This is a genomic window from Mesorhizobium sp. B2-4-3, from assembly GCF_006442815.1.
Lineage (GTDB): Bacteria > Pseudomonadota > Alphaproteobacteria > Rhizobiales > Rhizobiaceae > Mesorhizobium.
Genome location: NZ_VFVL01000016.1, coordinates 18,530 through 35,735, shown reverse-complemented (window position 1 = coordinate 35,735; position 17,206 = coordinate 18,530). Strand labels below are relative to the sequence as shown.

General features: G+C 64.4%; 16 protein-coding genes. 6 read left to right on the top strand and 10 right to left on the bottom strand.

Annotated elements, in window-relative coordinates; all coding sequences use genetic code 11:
* Positions 1-125 precede the first annotated feature (125 nt).
* The 3 genes from FJ956_RS16635 (at position 126) to FJ956_RS16620 (ending at position 5,028) form a co-directional block, all read left to right on the top strand.
* The gene (locus FJ956_RS16635; RefSeq protein WP_140678800.1) at positions 126-1,286 is read left to right on the top strand and encodes an MFS transporter; all 1,161 of its coding nucleotides are present in this window, start codon (positions 126-128) and stop codon (positions 1,284-1,286) included.
* A 72-nt stretch (positions 1,287-1,358) separates the two neighbouring features.
* On the top strand, positions 1,359-3,428 hold the full coding sequence (locus FJ956_RS16630; RefSeq protein ID WP_140678802.1) for a prolyl oligopeptidase family protein: 2,070 nt from the start codon (positions 1,359-1,361) through the stop codon (positions 3,426-3,428).
* Positions 3,429-3,648: 220 nt separating this feature from the next.
* Positions 3,649-5,028 (top strand): aspartate aminotransferase family protein, encoded by a 1,380-nt coding sequence (locus FJ956_RS16620; protein WP_140678804.1) that lies wholly within the window; start codon positions 3,649-3,651, stop codon positions 5,026-5,028.
* Between the two features lie 473 nt (positions 5,029-5,501).
* Here FJ956_RS16620 and mmsB read toward each other — a convergent pair whose 3' ends face one another.
* From mmsB to FJ956_RS16605, 3 genes are all read right to left on the bottom strand, one after another.
* Positions 5,502-6,386 carry a 3-hydroxyisobutyrate dehydrogenase gene (gene mmsB, locus FJ956_RS16615; protein WP_140678806.1) on the bottom strand — a complete coding sequence of 295 codons (885 nt, stop codon included), beginning with the start codon at positions 6,384-6,386 and terminating at the stop codon, positions 5,502-5,504.
* 107 nt (positions 6,387-6,493) lie between these two features.
* Positions 6,494-6,862, bottom strand: a complete 369-nt coding sequence (locus FJ956_RS16610) for a four helix bundle protein (protein ID WP_140678056.1) — start codon at positions 6,860-6,862, stop codon at positions 6,494-6,496.
* 41 nt (positions 6,863-6,903) lie between these two features.
* Entirely contained in the window at positions 6,904-8,073 is a 1,170-nt protein-coding gene (locus FJ956_RS16605; RefSeq protein WP_140678058.1) for an isobutyryl-CoA dehydrogenase, read from the bottom strand.
* Between the two features lie 139 nt (positions 8,074-8,212).
* Here FJ956_RS16605 and FJ956_RS16600 point away from each other — a divergent pair, with 139 nt between their 5' ends.
* Entirely contained in the window at positions 8,213-8,818 is a 606-nt protein-coding gene (locus FJ956_RS16600; RefSeq protein WP_140678060.1) for a dimethylsulfonioproprionate lyase family protein, read from the top strand.
* The gene (locus tag FJ956_RS16595) at positions 8,818-10,293 is read left to right on the top strand and encodes a cobyric acid synthase (RefSeq protein ID WP_140678063.1); all 1,476 of its coding nucleotides are present in this window, start codon (positions 8,818-8,820) and stop codon (positions 10,291-10,293) included. Before FJ956_RS16600 ends, FJ956_RS16595 begins: the two co-directional genes overlap by 1 nt.
* Positions 10,294-10,560: 267 nt before the next feature.
* Here FJ956_RS16595 and FJ956_RS16590 read toward each other — a convergent pair whose 3' ends face one another.
* From FJ956_RS16590 to FJ956_RS16575, 4 genes are all read right to left on the bottom strand, one after another.
* Entirely contained in the window at positions 10,561-10,980 is a 420-nt protein-coding gene (locus FJ956_RS16590; RefSeq protein WP_140678065.1) for a VOC family protein, read from the bottom strand.
* Between the two features lie 82 nt (positions 10,981-11,062).
* The gene (locus FJ956_RS16585) at positions 11,063-11,896 is read right to left on the bottom strand and encodes an AraC family transcriptional regulator (RefSeq protein WP_140678067.1); all 834 of its coding nucleotides are present in this window, start codon (positions 11,894-11,896) and stop codon (positions 11,063-11,065) included.
* A gap of 83 nt (positions 11,897-11,979) precedes the next feature.
* On the bottom strand, positions 11,980-12,150 hold the full coding sequence (locus FJ956_RS16580) for a hypothetical protein (protein WP_140678069.1): 171 nt from the start codon (positions 12,148-12,150) through the stop codon (positions 11,980-11,982).
* A 52-nt stretch (positions 12,151-12,202) separates the two neighbouring features.
* Entirely contained in the window at positions 12,203-12,988 is a 786-nt protein-coding gene (locus FJ956_RS16575; RefSeq protein ID WP_140678071.1) for a TSUP family transporter, read from the bottom strand.
* Between the two features lie 108 nt (positions 12,989-13,096).
* Between FJ956_RS16575 and FJ956_RS16570 the strand changes: the two genes are divergently transcribed.
* Positions 13,097-13,522: a TerB family tellurite resistance protein gene (locus tag FJ956_RS16570; RefSeq protein WP_140678073.1), complete on the top strand. Its 426-nt coding sequence runs from the start codon at positions 13,097-13,099 to the stop codon at positions 13,520-13,522.
* A 1-nt stretch (position 13,523) separates the two neighbouring features.
* On the opposite strand, the gene FJ956_RS16565 is transcribed toward FJ956_RS16570, so the two are convergent.
* The 3 genes from FJ956_RS16565 to FJ956_RS16555 are packed head-to-tail and all read right to left on the bottom strand — an operon-like array spanning position 13,524 to position 17,058.
* Complete coding sequence (locus tag FJ956_RS16565; RefSeq protein ID WP_140678075.1) at positions 13,524-15,146, bottom strand: dipeptide ABC transporter ATP-binding protein; 1,623 nt, start codon at positions 15,144-15,146, stop codon at positions 13,524-13,526.
* On the bottom strand, positions 15,143-16,012 hold the full coding sequence (locus FJ956_RS16560; RefSeq protein WP_140678077.1) for an ABC transporter permease: 870 nt from the start codon (positions 16,010-16,012) through the stop codon (positions 15,143-15,145). Before FJ956_RS16560 ends, FJ956_RS16565 begins: the two co-directional genes overlap by 4 nt.
* Positions 16,009-17,058, bottom strand: coding sequence for an ABC transporter permease (locus FJ956_RS16555; RefSeq protein ID WP_246672079.1), 1,050 nt, complete (start codon positions 17,056-17,058; stop codon positions 16,009-16,011). Before FJ956_RS16555 ends, FJ956_RS16560 begins: the two co-directional genes overlap by 4 nt.
* Positions 17,059-17,206: the final 148 nt, after the last annotated feature.

The following is a 17,206-nucleotide window of genomic DNA, read 5'->3' as shown; positions in this document are numbered from 1 at the left end:
TGTACGTTCCCTGCAACGCAGGCGCTCCTGACAGGGACTGGCTGGACCATGCGCTTTCGCCGCCAGTTGGCTCTTACGGCAGCCGACAGTACCGGCTAAGCCTCCAGGTGATTGGAGCAAGACCGATGGCTCTGGCTGGTTCGGAGAGCGGCGAGACGGTGCAGTGGGCCGCGATCACGGGTGTGATCGCGACCGTGTCTGTCTTCGCCATCGCGCAAGGACTTTCCTATCCGCTGCTGAGCTTCATCCTGCAGCGCCAGGGCGTTTCGCCGGCGATGATCGGGCTGTCGGCGGCGATGACGCCGGTCGGCTTCATCCTGTCCTCGCCGCTGATCCCCGGATTGGCGCGCCGGTTCGGGGCAGGGCGCACCGCGCTCACTTGCGCCGCGCTCTCAGCGCTGGTGCTGGCGCTGATCGGCTGGACGCAAAATGTCTATCTGTGGTTCCCGCTGCGCTTCCTGATCGGCGTGGTGACCAATCCGCTTTATGTCTTGAGCGAAATCTGGGTCATTGCGCTGGCACCACCGGCACGACGCGGCCGTGTCATGGGCATCTATTCGACGATCATCTCGGCTGGCTTCGCTACCGGGCCGCTCTGCCTGCTCGGCGTCGGCACCGAAGGCTGGCCGCCCTTCCTTGTCGGCATTCTGGCCTTCCTCTTTTGCGGCGGCTGCCTGGCGGTGGTGGTGAAGCGGCTGCCGAAGGTCGACGAGGCCGATAACAAGGTTTCGGTGCTGGGCTTCATACCAAAGGCCTGGCTGCTTATGTCGGCGGTCGTCGTCGCGGCCGGGTTCGAGCAGGCTATACTGGCGCTGCTGCCGGTCTATGGGACGCATCACGGCATTGCCGAGGCGCGCATGTCGGCGCTGCTTTCCGTGATGATCGCCGGCAACATCGCCATGCAGGTGCCGCTCGGCCTGCTCGCCGAAAGGCTGACGGCGCGCCTGGTGCGGTTCGGCTGCGTGGCGGTGACCATCCTTGGATGCGTGGCTTTGCCGGCGCTGATCGAGACGCCGCTGATCTGGGGCTGCGTCTTTATCTGGGGCGCCGTTTCCTACGGCATCTACACGATGTCGATCATCGAGCTCGGCGAACGCTTCACCGGCTCGGCGCTGGTCGCCGGCAATGCCGCCTTCTCGCTCATGTGGGGTTTTGGCGGCATCATCGTGCCGCCGCTCACAGGCGGCGTTATGGATGTCATCGGCGCCGCCGGCCTGCCGGTCACGCTGGGTGCGATCTGCGCGGCGCTGGCGGCGGCGACGATCGCGCGCCGGCGGGTTTTGTAATCGGTCCAGAATGGCTCTTGAATATCAAGGCAGCGAACGCGATGTAGGCGGGGCCGCCAGATGGAGACCTGCATGACCAGCACGATGACCAAAACCCAGCCCGAATTGACCGCCAACGATCCCTACCTCTGGCTTGAGGATCGCAACGGCAAGGAAGCGCTGGATTGGGTTCATCGCCAGAATGCGCTGACGGTCGCCGAACTGCAGGGCAATCCTTCCTATCAGGCGACATTCGAAACCGCGCTCGACCTGATGACCGCCGAGGACAATATGCCGGTCGGGGCCGCGCTTGCCGGCTACGTCTATAATTTCTGGCAGGACAAGACCAACGCGCTTGGCCTGTGGCGGCGCACGCCCGTCGCTTCCTACAAGACCGACAAGCCGGAGTGGGAGACGATCATCGATTTCGACCAGCTCTCGGCGAAGGAAGGCGTGAAGTGGGTGTTCGGCGGGGCGAGCCGGCTCTATCCCGATTTCAACCGCTGCCTGCTCCACATGTCGCCCGACGGCGGCGATGCCAGCGAGATGCGCGAATTCGATATCGCGACGAAATCCTTCGTCGATGGCGGTTTTTCCGCGCGCGCTTCCAAGTCGGGCTTTTCCTGGCTGGACAAGGATACCGTCATCGTCTCTGCGGCTTTCGAGGAAGACGACAGGACGCAGTCCGGCTATCCGCGCGTGATCAAGCTGTGGCGGCGCGGCACCAAGCTCGAGGACGCGACGCCGATCTTCGAAGGCGAAAAGCAACATCTCGCGGTCGGCGGCGGCGTCGAATATGACGGCGACAAGCGGCATGTGCTGCTCGGCAAGACGCTCGACTTCTTCACCTCGCACAGTTTCCTGCGGCTGGCTTCGGGCGAGAACCGGCGCATCCCGCTGCCCGACGACGCCACCGACACGGCGATCTTCAAGGGCCAGCTTATCTTCGGCGTGCGCAGCCCCTGGACGGCGCCGGACGGCACGCGCTGCCTGCCAGATGGGCTCTATTCGGTCGATTTCGACCACTGGATCGAGAGCGGGGCATTCGGGCCGTTCGAAACCGTGCTTGCGCCGGCGCATCGCGTTTCGATCGCAGGCCTCGCCAGGACGCAGGACCGGCTGTTCATCAACCTGATGGACAATGTGCGCGGCAAGGTCATCGCCTGCGACCGCGACGCCAATGGCTGGTCGCTGGAACGGATCGCGCTGCCCGACAACGGCAATGTCGGCATCAGCCATGTCGAGCATTTCGGCTCGAGCGTGTCCTTCTCCTTCACCGATTTCCTGACGCCGAGCTCGATCATCTGGTCGGACGACAATGGCGAGACGCTTAAAACGGTGAAGTCGCAGCCGGCCCGCTTCGACGCCTCGCCCTATGTTTCCGAGCAGTTCGAGGCGCGCTCGAAGGACGGCACGATGATCCCGTATTTCGTGGTGCGGCGCCGCGACCTGAAAGGACCGGTGCCGGCATTGCTCTACGGCTATGGCGGGTTCGAGGTGCCGTTGCTGCCGGGCTATGCCGGCATCCGCGGCAAGCTCTGGCTGGACGAGGGCAATGCCTATGTCCAGGCCAACATCCGCGGCGGTGGCGAGTTCGGTCCGGCCTGGCACCAGGCGGCGCTGAAGGGCAAGCGCCAGAACGCCTTCGACGATTTCGCGGCGGTGGCCGAGGATGCGGTTAAGCGCGGCATCACCACGGCGGCGCAGCTCGGCATCCAGGGCGGCTCCAATGGCGGGCTGCTCACCGGCACGTCGCTGACGCAGCGGCCGGAATTGTTTGGCGCCGTCATCATCGACGTGCCGCTGCTCGACATGCTGCGCTACACCGACCTGCCGCCCGGCGCCTCCTGGATCGCCGAATATGGCGACCCGTCGAAGCCGGAAGAGGCAGCCTGGCTCGGCGCCTATTCGCCTTACCAGCATGTCAAGGCAGACGCCGCCTATCCGCCGGTGCTCTTGATGACCTCGACCGCCGATGACCGCGTCCATCCCGGACATGCGCGCAAGATGGCGGCGCGGCTGCAGGAGGCAGGTCACGGCAGGACGCTGTTCTTCGAAGAGACCGAAGGCGGCCATGGCGGACGCGGCGACCGCCGCCCGCAGGCGGCGCAGACGGCGATGCGCTATATGTTCCTCAAGAGGTCGCTCGGTAAGACTGCCTGACCGGACAGCTTGAATTCTAGGCCTCAGACGGCATAAGCTGCCGTCATGATCCGCTTCAGCACTTCAGGCGCCTTCGGGGTCGCGGTGACGCCGTCACCGCGCACCCTTCGCGCCGAGCTGTTGCGGCTGTGCGCCCGCATCGGCTATTCGCCGCCCCGCTTCCTCTGACGAATCCGTCCCCGGCTCCTGCCGGATTGGTTCAAGAGGAAAGATCAAACCCATGACCTATCAGAATTATTCGCTGAAGCAGCTTCAGCAGATCGACGCCGCGCATCACCTTCATCCCTTCACCGATCACAAGGAACTGCGTGAAACCGGCTCGCGCATCATCACCCATGCCAACGGCCCGTTCATCTACGATGCCGACGGCACCGAAATCCTCGACGGCATGGCGGGCCTGTGGTGCGTCAATGTCGGCTATGGCCGCGACGAGCTGGCCGAAGCGGCTTACACGCAGATGAAGGAGCTGCCTTACTACAACTCCTTCTTCAAATGCTCGACGCCGACGCCGGTGCTGTTGTCGAAGAAGCTGGCGGAACTCGCGCCCAAGCATGTCAGCCAGGTCTTCTACGGCTCATCCGGCTCGGAGGCCAACGATACGGCGCTCAGGCTCGTCCGCCACTATTGGGCGCTCGAAGGCAAGCCCGAGAAGAACCGCGTCATCTCGCGCAAGTCGGCCTATCACGGCTCGACGATCGCCGGCACGTCGCTGGGCGGCATGGAGCCGATGCACAAGCAGCTCGGCGGCGCAGTGCCCAACATCGTCCATGTGATGATGCCCTATGCCTATGAGCTCGCGCTGCCCGGCGAAAGCGACCATGATTTCGGCATCCGCGCGGCGAAGGCGGTCGAGGACGCGATCCTCGAGGCTGGCGCCGACAAGGTCGCCGCCTTCATCGGCGAGCCGGTGATGGGCGCGGGCGGCGTGAAGATCCCGCCGATGAGCTACTGGCCGGAAGTCGAGCGCATCTGCCGCAAATACGATGTGCTGCTGATGCTGGACGAGGTGATCACCGGCTATGGCCGTACCGGCGAATGGTTCGCGGCGCAGACGTTCGGAATCGAGCCCGACACCATCACCACCGCCAAGGCGCTGACCTCGGGCTACCAGCCGCTGTCGGCGCTGCTGGTCGGCGACCGCATCGCCAAGACGCTGGTCGAGAAAGGCGGCGAGTTCTACCACGGCTACACCTATTCCGGTCACCCGGTGGCTTGCGCGGTGGCGCTCAAGAACCTCGAGATCATCGAGAAGGAAGGGCTGGTCGAGCGGGTCAAGAACGACACCGGCCCCTATTTCGCGCAGGCGCTGCAGGAACGGATCGCCGGGCACAGGCTGGTCGGCGAGGTGCGTTCGATCGGCCTGATGGGAGCGATCGAGATCGTCAAGGACAAGGCGACCAAGGAACGCTATTTGCCGTCGGGAAGCGCGGCGGTCGTGGTGCGCGACCACGCGATCGCGAACGGCATGATGTTGCGGGCCACCGGCGACACGATGATCCTGTCGCCACCGCTGATCTGGACACGCGACACGATCGACATGGCTTGCGAGCGCATCGCGAAGGCGCTCGATCTCGCGGATGCCGATTTGCGCAAGCGCTGACGAGGCGAAACGCAGCCAGTCGTCATTTTATGGCGGAGCAAAGGAGCGAAGCGACGCGCGCAGACCATAGAATCCATTCCGTGACCTCCGCCGAGGGGTGCAGCGGAGCAGAACTCTGCGCCGTTGCAGCGCTTCGAAGTCACGGCATGGATTCCAGGGTCTCCGCGACGGAGCTTCGCTCCTGCTGCGCCCTGGAATGACGAAGTTGGCAACGTTCTAAAACGCAAAAACCGCGTCCCTTCGGGAACGCGGCTTTGCCAGATACACATGGCATTTCGCTACGAGAATACTTGCGAAATTTACGGGCTCCGGTACGCGAGACCTGATCCGGAGCGCCGGGCAGACGCGATGTCCGCCTCGCAGTCCGTTTTAAAGGCACATCGTTACCGGTGCGTTAGCGAGACCTTAAGCAAATCTAAATTTGCCGGCTTCTGACCGGCGGATATCGAAAATAGCCTTTTAAAATCAGTAGCTTACGACGGATTTCCGCGCAGGAAATTAATAATGCCGGAAAAATCGGCGCCGGCATGACCTTGGGCGTTGAACAAGGCATAGAGCTGCGTGGCTTCGGCGCCGAGCGGGGTCACGGCGCCCGCGCCCTGCGCGGCTTCCTGCGACAATTTCAGGTCCTTTAGCATCAGGGCCGCGGCAAAGCCGGGCTTGTAGTCGCGGTTGGCCGGCGAGGCCGGAACAGGGCCGGGGACCGGGCAATAGGTGGTCAGCGACCAGCATTGGCCCGACGAGGTGGAGGCGACGTCGTACAGCGCCTGGTGCGACAGGCCGAGCTTTTCGGCGAGCACGAAGGCTTCGGCGACGCCGATCATCGAGATGCCGAGGATCATGTTGTTGCAGATCTTGGCCGCCTGCCCGGCGCCGTCGCCGCCGCAATGGACGACCCGCCCGGCCATCGGCTTCAGGATCGGCTCGGCGACAGCGAAAGCCTCATCGGAGCCGCCGGCCATGAAGGTGAGGGTACCGGCCGTGGCGCCGCCTGTGCCGCCGGAGACCGGGGCATCGATCGATTGCAGGCCATGCTTCGCGGCAATCGCATGCGCCTTGCGAGCCGATTCGACGTCGATGGTCGAGGAATCGATGAACAGCGCGCCTTTCTTCGCCTTGGGCGCGATGTCGTCATAAACCGACAGCACATGCTTGCCGGCGGGCAGCATGGTGATGACGACATCGGCGTCCTTCACCGCGACGACGGCGTTCGCCATGACGGTGACGCCATGTTCCTTAGCGACGGCTAGGTTCTCGGGCATGAGGTCGAAACCCAACACCGGATGGCCGGCCTTGACCAAATTGGCAGCCATGGGATTACCCATGTTGCCGAGACCAATGAAGGCGATCGTCGTCATAGTGGTGCTCCCAGGTAGGCAGTAGGCAGTAGGCAGTAGGCAGTAGGCAGTAGGCAGTAGGCAGTAGGCAGTAGGCAGTAGGCAGTGGGCAGTAGGCAGTAGGGGGTCTACTCAGGTGCGAGCTTGATAATAAGCTGGCGAAGCATTTTTCCGATGGCTTCCGTGGCTGACAGCATATGATGAACCTCATCACGAGTGGTCAGGCCGATGCGTTCAGCGATCTGGAGGTGTGTCTCGAGCTCCTTTAGAGAGCCTTGGGCTATCCTGAGAAACTGCTGGTAAGAGCCGGTGTTATCTCGGCCGTAACCTTCCGCAATGTTTGCAGGGATAGACGTGGCGGAGCGGCGGATTTGGCTGGTCAGCCCGTACAATTCCTCTTTTGGCCATGCCTTGGTCAAAGAGTAGGTAGCCACGGCCAAATCCATGGCCTGCTGCCAGACGATCAAGTCCTTGTACGAGTTGATCTTGCCGGTCATCTTTCCCTACTGCCTACTGCCTACTGCCTACTGCCTACTGCCTACTGCCTACCAATCAGCGAGCGTGCGATGATGACGCGCATGATCTCGTTGGTGCCTTCGAGGATCTGGTGGACACGCAGGTCGCGCACCAGCTTCTCGATGCCGTAGTCGTGCAGATAGCCGTAGCCGCCGTGCAGCTGCAGCGCCTGGTTGGCGATGTCGAAGCCGATATCGGTGACGAAGCGCTTGGCCATCGCCGACCATTTGCCGGCGTCCGGCGCCTTGCTGTCGAGCTTGGAAGCGGCGGCGTAGAGGAAGATGCGGGCCGCCTGCAGCTCCGTCTCCATGTCGGCCAGCCTGAATTGCAGCGCCTGGAACTGGTTGATCTTGGAGCCGAAGGCCTTGCGCTCGGCCGTATAGGCCAGCGCCTTGTCGAGCGCCGACTGCGCGCCGCCGAGCGAACAGGCGGCGATGTTGAGTCGGCCGCCATCGAGCCCCGCCATGGCAATGCCGAAGCCGGCGCCTTCCGCGGCAAGCAGGTTCTCGGCCGGCACCTTGCAGTCCTCGAAGACGACCTGGCGGGTCGACTGCATGTGCCAGCCCATCTTGTGCTCGTTGGCGCCGAAGGAAAGGCCCGGCGCATCCTTGGGCACGACGAAGGTCGAGATGCCTTTCGGCCCGTCCGCGCCGGTGCGCGCCATCACGACATAAAGGTCGCTGTCGCCGGCACCGGAGATGAACTGCTTGGCGCCGTTCAAGACATAGTCGCCGCCGCTCTTTACCGCGCGCGTCTTCAGCGCGGCCGCATCCGAGCCTGAGCCGGGCTCGGTCAGGCAATAGCTCGCCAGCCATTCCATCGAGGTCAGTTTCGGTAGGAAGCGCCGGCGCTGCTCGTCTGAGCCGAAGCGGTCGATCATCGAGGCGGCCATGTTGTGGATGGAAATGAAGGAGGAGAAGGCCGGGTCGGCGTGGGCCAACGCCTCGAAGATCAGCACCGCGTCCAGTCGCCCGAGCGCCGAGCCGCCGACATCGTCGCGCACATAAATGCCGCCCAGGCCGAGCGGGCCAGTCTCGCGGATCACATCGGCGGGAAAGTGCTTTGCCTTGTCCCAGTCGAGCGCATTGGGCGCGACGCGGTCCGCCGCGAAGGCCTGGGTCATCTCCTGGATGGCGCGCTGTTCCTCGTTGAGCTCGAACTGGCCAGTGCCCGCATCGACTGCCGCGTCCATGGCGTGCTCCCTGTCGTTTCAGGCCTTCTGGCCTGTCGTTTTTGGCTTTGCGCACCGGTCAATCTAGACCAATGATGCCGCCGCGCAACCCGGCTTCCTGCGGACCGGCTGTGCGTGAAATGACCAACGGAGCTCGTACGTGCCGACAATTTTCGATGAGTTGCTGGAGCGGTTCCACGCCTATCTCGCCGGCGTCGACAATAATCTGGTCGCGGACGAAGTCGCGCGCATCGGCTGGGACATGCCTGTCCGTTCGCTCGAACCGCGGGTGCTTGGCTGCCTTGGCCATCTCGATCGCATCGCCGAGCTTGCGTCGGCCGACGCCAAGCCGCTGGCGCGGTTCGTTGCCGATCATCGGGCCGAGCTGCGTTGGGGGCAGACCTATACCGCCGCCGATTTCGGGCAGGGCTTTGTCGACAATTACGGCTGGCTGGAAGTGTTCGGCGCGCGTGGACATTTCGTCAATGACGCGGTTGCGGCCGGGCTGCTGATGCTCGGGCCGGACATCGTCTATCCCGACCATCACCACATCGCCGAGGAAATCTACGTCCCGCTGACCGGCGGCACGGAATGGCGGATGGGCGAGAGCGGTTTCCATACTCGCGACGCAGGCGAGATCATTCACCACGCCTCCAACGTCAGCCATGCCATGCGCACGGGCAGGGAACCGCTGATGGCGCTCTATCTGTGGCGCGGCGGGCCGCTGGCGCAGAAGTCGACGATCGGCTCGGGAGGCAGGGGCTGATGGCCAAAGCGATCATGCTGCAGGGCACCGGCTCGGATGTCGGCAAGACGGTGCTGGTCGCGGGGCTTTGCCGCGCCGCGAAGAATCGCGGGCTGAAGGTCAGGCCGTTCAAGCCGCAGAACATGTCGAACAACGCCGCCGTTGCCGACATTCCCGGCCGCGACAAGGGCGGCGAAGGCGAGATCGGCCGCGGGCAATGGCTGCAGGCGCTGGCCTGCGGAGTGAGGCCGACCGTCCATATGAACCCGGTGCTGCTCAAGCCGCAGAGCGATATAGGCTCGCAAGTGGTGGTTCAGGGCAAGGTCCATGGCGAGGCGAGGGCGCGCGACTACCAGGCGATGAAAGCCGAACTGATGGACGCGGTGCTGGAGTCCTGGGCCAAGGTGGGCGAGGGCGCCGATTTGGTGATCGTCGAAGGCGCCGGCTCGCCGGCCGAGATCAATCTCCGCAGCCGCGACATCGCCAATATGGGTTTTGCCACGCGCGCCAATGTGCCGGTGATCCTGGTCGGCGACATCGACCGCGGCGGCGTCATCGCTTCGGTGGCCGGCACGCATCTCATCCTGCCGGAAGAAGACCGGCGCATGATCGTTGGCTACCTCATCAACAAGTTCCGCGGCGATGTCTCGTTGTTCGACGACGGCATCAAGGCGATCGACAAGTTCACCGGCTGGCGCTGCTTCGGCGTCGTGCCGTGGCTGAAGGCGGCTGGGCGGCTGCCTTCGGAGGATTCCGTCGTGCTGGAGCGTCTCGCTTCCGGCGAGAAACGGGCGCTGAAGGTGGCTGTGCCGATGCTGGCGCGCATCGCCAATTTCGACGATCTCGATCCGCTGAAAGCCGAGCCGCAGGTCGAGGTGGTGTTCGTGCCGCCGGGCAAGAGGCTGCCGGAAGATGCCGGGCTGGTCGTCATCCCCGGCTCGAAGTCGACGATCGGCGATCTCATCAAATTCCGCGAGAATGGCTGGGATCGCGATCTTCTCGCGCATCGCAAGCGCGGCGGCCATGTCGTCGGCATCTGCGGCGGCTACCAGATGCTCGGCCGCATGGTGCGCGACCCCGACGGCATCGAAGGCAGCGTGACCGAAGCCGAGGGTCTTGGCCTGCTCGACATCGAAACGGTGATGGAGCCGGAAAAGACCGTGCGCAATTCAAGCGCGCATTCGGTGCAGTTCGGCCTGCCGCTGGAGGGCTATGAGATTCATCTCGGCCGCACCACCGGCCCTGACACGGCGCGGCCGTCGTCGATCCTCAACGGCGTCGAGGACGGTGCGGTCTCCGCCGACGGCAAGGTGATCGGCACCTATCTGCACGGGCTGTTTTCCGCCGACGCTTTTCGCGCCGCGTATCTGGAGAGCCTTGGCGTCAAGGGAGGCGGCATCGACTATCGCGCGGACGTCGAGAAGGCGCTGGACGAGGTCGCGGCCGAGCTGGAGCGGCATCTCGACTGCGACGCGATTTTCGGACTGGCGCGATAGGCCTGTTACCAACACGTCCGCGATTGGCGAAAACGCTCATCTGGTCGTCATTCTATGGCGGAGCAAGGAGCGAAGCGACGCGCGCAGACCATAGAATCCATTCCGTGATGTCGAGGCGTTTCCACGGTCCAGAATTCTGCTCCGCTGAGCCCTTCGATCAAGGTCACGGAATGGATCCTCGGGTCTACGCGTCCGCTGCGCTCCCGCTTCGCCCGTGGATGACGAAGTTGGGATGCTGTCGTCAATCCCCAATGTCAGTGAGACTTCCTACGCCTTCTCCCCCGCCTTCGGCCAATAGGTGCCGAAGGACCAGACATTGCCTTCCGGATCGAGGCAGATGAACTCGCGGCTGCCATAGTCGCGGTCGACCAGTTCCTGGATGATTTTCGCGCCGGCCTTCTTGGCACGCGCATACGCGGCGTCGGCGTCATCGACGGCAATGTAGATGGACTTGCCGCCGCCGCCGCCGGGCTCGCCGACCATCTTGCCGTAATCGTCGTCGCGCGCGCTGCCCAGCATGATCATCGAGGACCCGAACGCCAGTTCCGCGTGGTGGACGATGTCGCCCTCGCCATAGCGGGCGCGTATCTCGAAGCCAAAGGCCTCGCAGAGCCAGTCGATCATTCTGGCCGCGTTCCTGTAGCGCAGGGCTGGATAAATACGAGGTGCTTGCGTTGCGGTGGCCATGACGATCTCCTTGTTTCGCGTCGACAGCCAGTGTCGAGCATGGCCGCCTCGGCGTCTTGAAGAAATGTTACCTCGCCTGGGCCTAAATCGACGCCGCGAGCGCCTTCGGCGTTTCGCCGGCAAGCTGGCGGAATTCGCGCACCAGATGCGCCTGGTCGGCATAGCCGCAATCGGAGGCGATGCCGGCCCAGTCGTCGTCCTGCTGCTTCGACAGGGAAAGCGCACGGTTGAAGCGTACGATGCGCGACAAGGTCTTCGGGCCTATGCCGATCGCGTCGGTGAATTTGGCTGCCAGGTGCTTGCGGCTCCAGCCGATCTCGCTGGCGAGCACAGCAATGCGGGTACGACCGCCCGACGCGATGACCGTCCTGTAGGCCCAGGCGATTTCCGATGAGAGCGCCTTGGCCTCTGCGAGGCGGCCGGCGACAAAGCCCTCAGCAATGTCGAAGCGCGCGCCCCAGTTCGACGCCTCGCCAAGCCGCTCGCGCAATGCGATGCCGTCGAAGCCCAGCGCGTCGTCCAGCCCGACCATGCGGTCCCGCAGCTCGCTCATCGGCAGGCCGAAGAATTGCCTTGCGCCAAGCGGCGTGAAGTTGACCTGGACGCAGCAGGCACCGCCGAAGGATTCGATCATGACCGGCCCGGCATAGAGGCCGGCGGCGAAGCTGGCATAACGGTCATCGTCGCCCGGGCTGCGGCCGAGCCCGATGGCGAAGGCTTCGGCGAAGCTGATCACCAGCGGCACGGTGAGCGATGCATATTCGACAATGTGGAAATGGCCGGGCCAAATCTCGCGATAGCCGCAGATATCCGTGACGATGCCCGCCAGCGGCACGGCTGGCTTGCGCCGGACCATCTCGAAATGGAGGGCGGGAGAGCGATTATCCTGTCGATGGCGCTCTGGCTCGTCGGACATGGCGCAAGCCTAGCAGACCGCGCCCTCGAATCAAAAGCGCCCGGCATGGCCGGGCGCTCCGAGTTGCCTAAGATCTGCGAATTTCAAGCACCGCGCATCAAACAGCCGGCGGCGAGCACGATATAGGCGATGAGCATGATCCAAACGGACGCAAGCGGAATGAATGCAAGCAGGCCAAGAGCGGCGAGAAGGCCGATAATGGCGATGACCAACGAAATGATGAACACGAGCTGGGTGGGTGCACTGAGATTCATGTCTGGTCCCTCCAACATGATTCGCAACACCCGGATTCTACCAGCAAGCGCCTCACACACCAATGAGCTGGCGCAAGGGATTGGCCGGGTCGGCCAGCAGCTTCGCGGCGAGCGCCAGGCAGACGACGACCAGCAGCGGCTTGATCAGCTTTGCGCCGATGCGGATGGCAAGGCTCGCGCCGACCCGGGCGCCGATGAACTGCGCCACGCCCATCATCAGCCCGATCTTCCAGTCGATGACGCCGACGGCGGCGAAGACGACGAAGCCGCCGATGTTGGAGGCGAAATTGAGCAGCTTGGTGTGCGCCGTCGCCTTGAGCACGCCATAGCCGGCGAGCGTGACGAAGGCGAGCATGTAGAAGGAGCCGGCGCCAGGACCGAAGACGCCGTCATAGAAGCCGACCAGTGGCGGGATGATCAGCCCGAACAGGAAAGGCGACAGCCGTTCGGCGCGGTCGACGTCGTCCATGTTAGGCTTCAGCGCGAAATAGAGCGCGATGGCGATCAGGAGCAGCGGCAGCAGGGCGCGCAGGAAATCGCCGGGCACGACGGTCGCAAGCAATGCACCGATGGCGCCGCCGACAAGCGCCAGCAGCGCTGACGGCAGCTGGCGGCGCAGGTCGACCTGACCGTTGGCGGCATAATGGATAGTCGCCGAGCCGGAGCCGAACATCCCTTGCAGCTTGTTCGTGCCGAGCGCGGCCACCGGCGAGAAGCCAGCAAGCAGCAGCGCCGGGATGGTGATCAGCCCGCCGCCGCCGGCGATCGAGTCGACGAAGCCCGCGGCAAAGGCGGCAGCAATGAGGATGAGAACGGTCTGCAGGGTAAGGTCGATCATGGGGAGGGGCGCCTGGAAGGAAGGCGCAGCTTCCATCACGCTCCACCAGTTTGCGCAAGACCAATTCCACGCTAACAATCAGGCGGAATCGCAAAGGGAGCTTGGTGGATGGCGCTGCTCGACCAGATACGTTCGATCTTCGACGGTGACCCGGGTGTTCGCAAGGTGGCGGACGATCCGGTGCTGTCGGCTGAACTCTTGATGCTGTTCCGCATGATCCTGGCCGACGGCTCGGTCTCGGAGAGCGAGATGGTCGTTTTCCGGCGCATCTGCAGGGAAGCCTTCGGCATCCCCGAAGCCTCGATCGACAGCGTCATCGAATATCTCAACGACTACGGCTACGAGACCAACGGCTCGCAGGCGATCGCGCTGTTCCGCGACCTCGATGTCGAGCGCCGAAAGCTGCTTGCGCGCCACATGGCCGAGATCGCCAAGGCCGATTCCAAGCTGGCGGAGAGCGAGGTGAAGCTTCTGCGCCGCACGCTCGACCTGCTCGACATCAGCCCCGTCGATTTGGTCAAGCCGGAAGGCTGAACTACCCCTGTTCTTGCATTTTGCGGGCGATGGCGCGGTGAAGGTCGGGCGCCGCCGCGACCAGCGCCTGCGCCGCTTCCGAGCGCGGATGGTCGAGCACGTCGGCGGCCCGGCCGCGCTCAACGATCTTGCCTTCATGCATGACCAGCACCTCGTCCGCCATGGCGCGGGCGACCGTCAGGTCATGGGTGATGAAGAGATAGGCGATGCCGAGCTTCTGGTTGAGCTCGGCGAAAAGATCGAGGATCTGGGCGCGGATCGAGACATCCAGCGCCGAGACCGGCTCGTCGGCGACCACCAGCTTCGGGCGCGTGATGATGGCGCGGGCGATCGACAGGCGCTGGCGCTGGCCGCCTGAGAATTCATGCGGATATTTGTCCATGTCGCGCGGACCGAGCCCGACCTCATCGAGCGCATGCGCGACCATCTCGCGGCGCTCGGCCTGCGTCGGCTGCTTTTCCAGAAGATGCAACGGCTCGGCCACCAGCTTCTCCACCTTCTGGCGCGGGTCGAAGGAGCCGTAAGGATCCTGGAACACAACCTGCATGTCGCGCCGGGCTGGCTTCAGCGCCTGTTCCGGCTTGCCCGTGATGGCCTCGCCGCGAAAGCGGATCGTGCCCGCCGTCGGCTTGTCCAAGGCAAGGATCATGCGGGCAAGGGTGGATTTGCCGCAGCCCGAGCGGCCGACGAGCGCCACCGATTGCGCAGGCTCGATGGTGAGCGAGACATCGTCGACGGCGCGGATCGGCTGCGCCGGCCGGAACAGGGACAGGCGTCGTCCTGGATAGTCCCGGCCGATGTTTTCGACTTCGAGCAGGGGCTTTGCCGAGCCGGCAAGGTGCGGTTTCGGGCGCGCCGGCACATGCATCGAGGCGAGCGCCAGCTCGCGCGTGTAGGGATGCTGTTGCTCCGACAGCGTGCGGGCGGTGTCGCCGGCCTCCGTCACCTCGCCACGGCGCAGGATGGTCAGGCGATCGGCCATTTCGGTCACGACCGCGAGGTCGTGCGAGATGAGCAGGAGCCCCATGCGGTTCTCGCGGACCAGGTCGCGCAAAAGGTCGAGGATCTGCGCCTGCAGCACCACGTCGAGCGCCGTCGTCGGCTCGTCGGCGATCAGGAGCTTCGGCTTCAGCGCGCAGGCGATGGCAATGACGACGCGCTGGCGCTGGCCGCCCGACAGTTCGTGCGGGTAGCGCGACAGCGGGAATTTGGCTTCAGGCAGCCCGACCCGGTCGAGGATTTTTCGCGCGCGCGCCTCGGCCTCGGCCCGGCCCGCCTTGGTGTGCCAGCGGATGCCTTCAGCGACCTGCTCGCCGATGGTCTTGACCGGGTTGAGCGCCGTCATCGGCTCCTGGAAAACCATGCCGATGTCGTCGCCGCGCAGGGCGCACATCTGGTCTTCCGTCGCGCCCAGGATGTCGATGCCGTCGAAGGCGACGCGGCCATCGGCGCGTGCCAGATGCGGCAAAAGCCGCATGATCGTCAGCGCCGTCATCGACTTGCCGGAGCCGGATTCGCCGACCAGGCCGACGACCTCGCCGGGTGCGATTGTCAGCTCGACGCCTTTCAGGATTGGGGTGGCGCCGATCGCCAGCGACAGGTTCTCGACTTCGAGCAGGCTCATCGGCGCCGCCGCGATTTCGGATCGAGGATGTCGGCGATGCCGTCGCCGAGTAGGTTCAGCCCAAGCACGGTGACGACGATGGCCATGCCGGGAAAGATCGCCATCCAGGGCGCGGTCACCATGCGCGTCTGGGCATCGAACAGCATGCGGCCCCAGCTCGGCATCGGCGGTTGGGCGCCGAGGCCGACATAGGAGAGCCCGGTTTCGGCGAGGATGCCCAGCGCGAACTGGATCGTGCCCTGGACCAAGAGCAGCGTCGCGATGTTGGGCAGGATGTGCTCGACGGTGATCTGTGTCATGCCCTTGCCGGCGGCGCGCGCGGCAAGGATGAACTCGCGCGGCCAGATGGCTAAAGCGCCAGCCCGCGCCACGCGGGCGAAGACCGGGATGTTGAAGATGCCGATGGCGATGATGGCGTTGACGGCACCCGGGCCGAAGATCGCGGTGATCATGATTGCCGAGAGCAAGGCCGGAAAGGCGAAGACGAGATCGTTGAGGCGCATCAACGCCTCGTCGACGATCCCGCCGCGCGCCGCCGCGAAGGCGCCAAGCGGCACGCCGATGCCCATGCCGATGCCGACCGCGACCAGCGCGACGGCGATCGAATTGCGGGCGCCGACCATGATCATCGACAGGATGTCGCGGCCGAAATGGTCGGTGCCGAACCAGTGCGCCCAGGAGGGCGCCTGCGTCTTGTCGGCGATCACCAGCCTGGTGACGTCGTAAGGCGTCCAGACAAAGGAGACGAGCGCGATGGCCACAACCAGAAGCGTGATGATCAGGCCGATCAGGAAGGAGCGGTTGCCGAACGCCTTGGCCAGCACGCCGGCAAGCGCTTCCTCGGGCAGGTCGACGCGCATGGTCATTGCCGGCCTCTCGAGCGGTTCCGCGTTTCGCGGAATCGCTGAACCGCTCTCAGTATTTGTTTTGGCGCAATTCCGGACGGAAAACCGCTACGCACTTTTCCTGGAATTGCTCTGAGGCGCGGGTCGACGATGGCGTAGGAGAAATCGACAACGAGGTTGATCAGGATCACGGCGGCGACCAGCAGCATGACGATGCTCTCGACGACGATCAGGTCGCGCTGGGTGATGGCCTGGAAGATCAGCCGGCCCAGCCCAGGCAGGTAAAAGACGTTCTCGATGATGATGGTGCCGGCCAACAGGAAGGCGAATTGCAGGCCGAGGATGGTCAGCACCGGGATCATGGCGTTGCGCAGTGCATGGCGCCACAGCACGGCGCGATAGGGCAGGCCCTTGGCGCGCGCGGTGCGGATGTAATCCTCGTTGAGCACCTCGATCAGCGCCGAGCGGGCGACGCGTCCGAGGATAGCCGCCTGCGGCAACGCCAGAGCGACGGCCGGCAACAGCAGGGACTTCAGCGCAGTCCAGATGCCGGCGCTCCAGCCCGGGAAGCCGCCGGCGGGAACCAGATGCAGCCAGACGGCGAACAGATAGATCAGCATCAGCGCGAACCAGAAATTCGGCACGGCGACGCCGAGTTGGGCGGCACCCATGGCGAGCGTGTCGCCGGCGCGGCCCTGGCGGCTGGCGGAGAACACGCCGACCGGAATGGCGATGACGGTCGAGAGCGCCAGCGCTATCAGCGCCAGCGGCAGGGAGACGACAATGCGCTCACGCACGAGGTCGATGACAGGCACCGAATAGGTGTAGGAGCGGCCGAAATCGAGGCTGAGCAAGCCCGCCGCCCAGTGGAGATAGCGCACTGCCAGCGGCGCGTTCAGCCCCATTTGGTCGCGCAGCAGTTCGACCTGCTCGGCGCTGGCATTCAGGCCCAGCATCAGGCGCGCCGGGTCTCCGGGCAGGATCTCCATGACCGCGAACACCACCATCGAGGCCAGCACCAGGGTGAGGGCGGCGATGATGAGGCGTTTGAGCAGGTATGCGGTCATGGGAGGTGAAAGACCGCAGGTTCGTGCGGGAAGGTAACTGGACAAAGGTCGAGTTCCCGCCAACCCCCCTTTGTCCTGCCGGACATCTCCCCCGCAAGGGGGGAGATTGAGCTCTCATTTGCGCTTTCGCCAATCGCCGACGTGGAAG

What these genes read in the sequence shown, in the direction of transcription:
- FJ956_RS16635 (WP_140678800.1), top strand. Translation starts at nt 126, where the DNA reads ATGGCTCTGGCTGGTTCGGAGAGCGGCGAGACGGTGCAGTGGGCCGCG.
- FJ956_RS16630 (WP_140678802.1), top strand. Translation starts at nt 1,359, where the DNA reads ATGACCAGCACGATGACCAAAACCCAGCCCGAATTGACCGCCAACGAT.
- FJ956_RS16620 (WP_140678804.1), top strand. Translation starts at nt 3,649, where the DNA reads ATGACCTATCAGAATTATTCGCTGAAGCAGCTTCAGCAGATCGACGCC.
- mmsB (WP_140678806.1), bottom strand. Translation starts at nt 6,386, where the DNA reads ATGACGACGATCGCCTTCATTGGTCTCGGCAACATGGGTAATCCCATG.
- FJ956_RS16610 (WP_140678056.1), bottom strand. Translation starts at nt 6,862, where the DNA reads ATGACCGGCAAGATCAACTCGTACAAGGACTTGATCGTCTGGCAGCAG.
- FJ956_RS16605 (WP_140678058.1), bottom strand. Translation starts at nt 8,073, where the DNA reads ATGGACGCGGCAGTCGATGCGGGCACTGGCCAGTTCGAGCTCAACGAG.
- FJ956_RS16595 (WP_140678063.1), top strand. Translation starts at nt 8,818, where the DNA reads ATGGCCAAAGCGATCATGCTGCAGGGCACCGGCTCGGATGTCGGCAAG.
- FJ956_RS16590 (WP_140678065.1), bottom strand. Translation starts at nt 10,980, where the DNA reads ATGGCCACCGCAACGCAAGCACCTCGTATTTATCCAGCCCTGCGCTAC.
- FJ956_RS16585 (WP_140678067.1), bottom strand. Translation starts at nt 11,896, where the DNA reads ATGTCCGACGAGCCAGAGCGCCATCGACAGGATAATCGCTCTCCCGCC.
- FJ956_RS16580 (WP_140678069.1), bottom strand. Translation starts at nt 12,150, where the DNA reads ATGAATCTCAGTGCACCCACCCAGCTCGTGTTCATCATTTCGTTGGTC.
- FJ956_RS16575 (WP_140678071.1), bottom strand. Translation starts at nt 12,988, where the DNA reads ATGATCGACCTTACCCTGCAGACCGTTCTCATCCTCATTGCTGCCGCC.
- FJ956_RS16570 (WP_140678073.1), top strand. Translation starts at nt 13,097, where the DNA reads ATGGCGCTGCTCGACCAGATACGTTCGATCTTCGACGGTGACCCGGGT.
- FJ956_RS16565 (WP_140678075.1), bottom strand. Translation starts at nt 15,146, where the DNA reads ATGAGCCTGCTCGAAGTCGAGAACCTGTCGCTGGCGATCGGCGCCACC.
- FJ956_RS16560 (WP_140678077.1), bottom strand. Translation starts at nt 16,012, where the DNA reads ATGACCATGCGCGTCGACCTGCCCGAGGAAGCGCTTGCCGGCGTGCTG.
- FJ956_RS16555 (WP_246672079.1), bottom strand. Translation starts at nt 17,058, where the DNA reads ATGACCGCATACCTGCTCAAACGCCTCATCATCGCCGCCCTCACCCTG.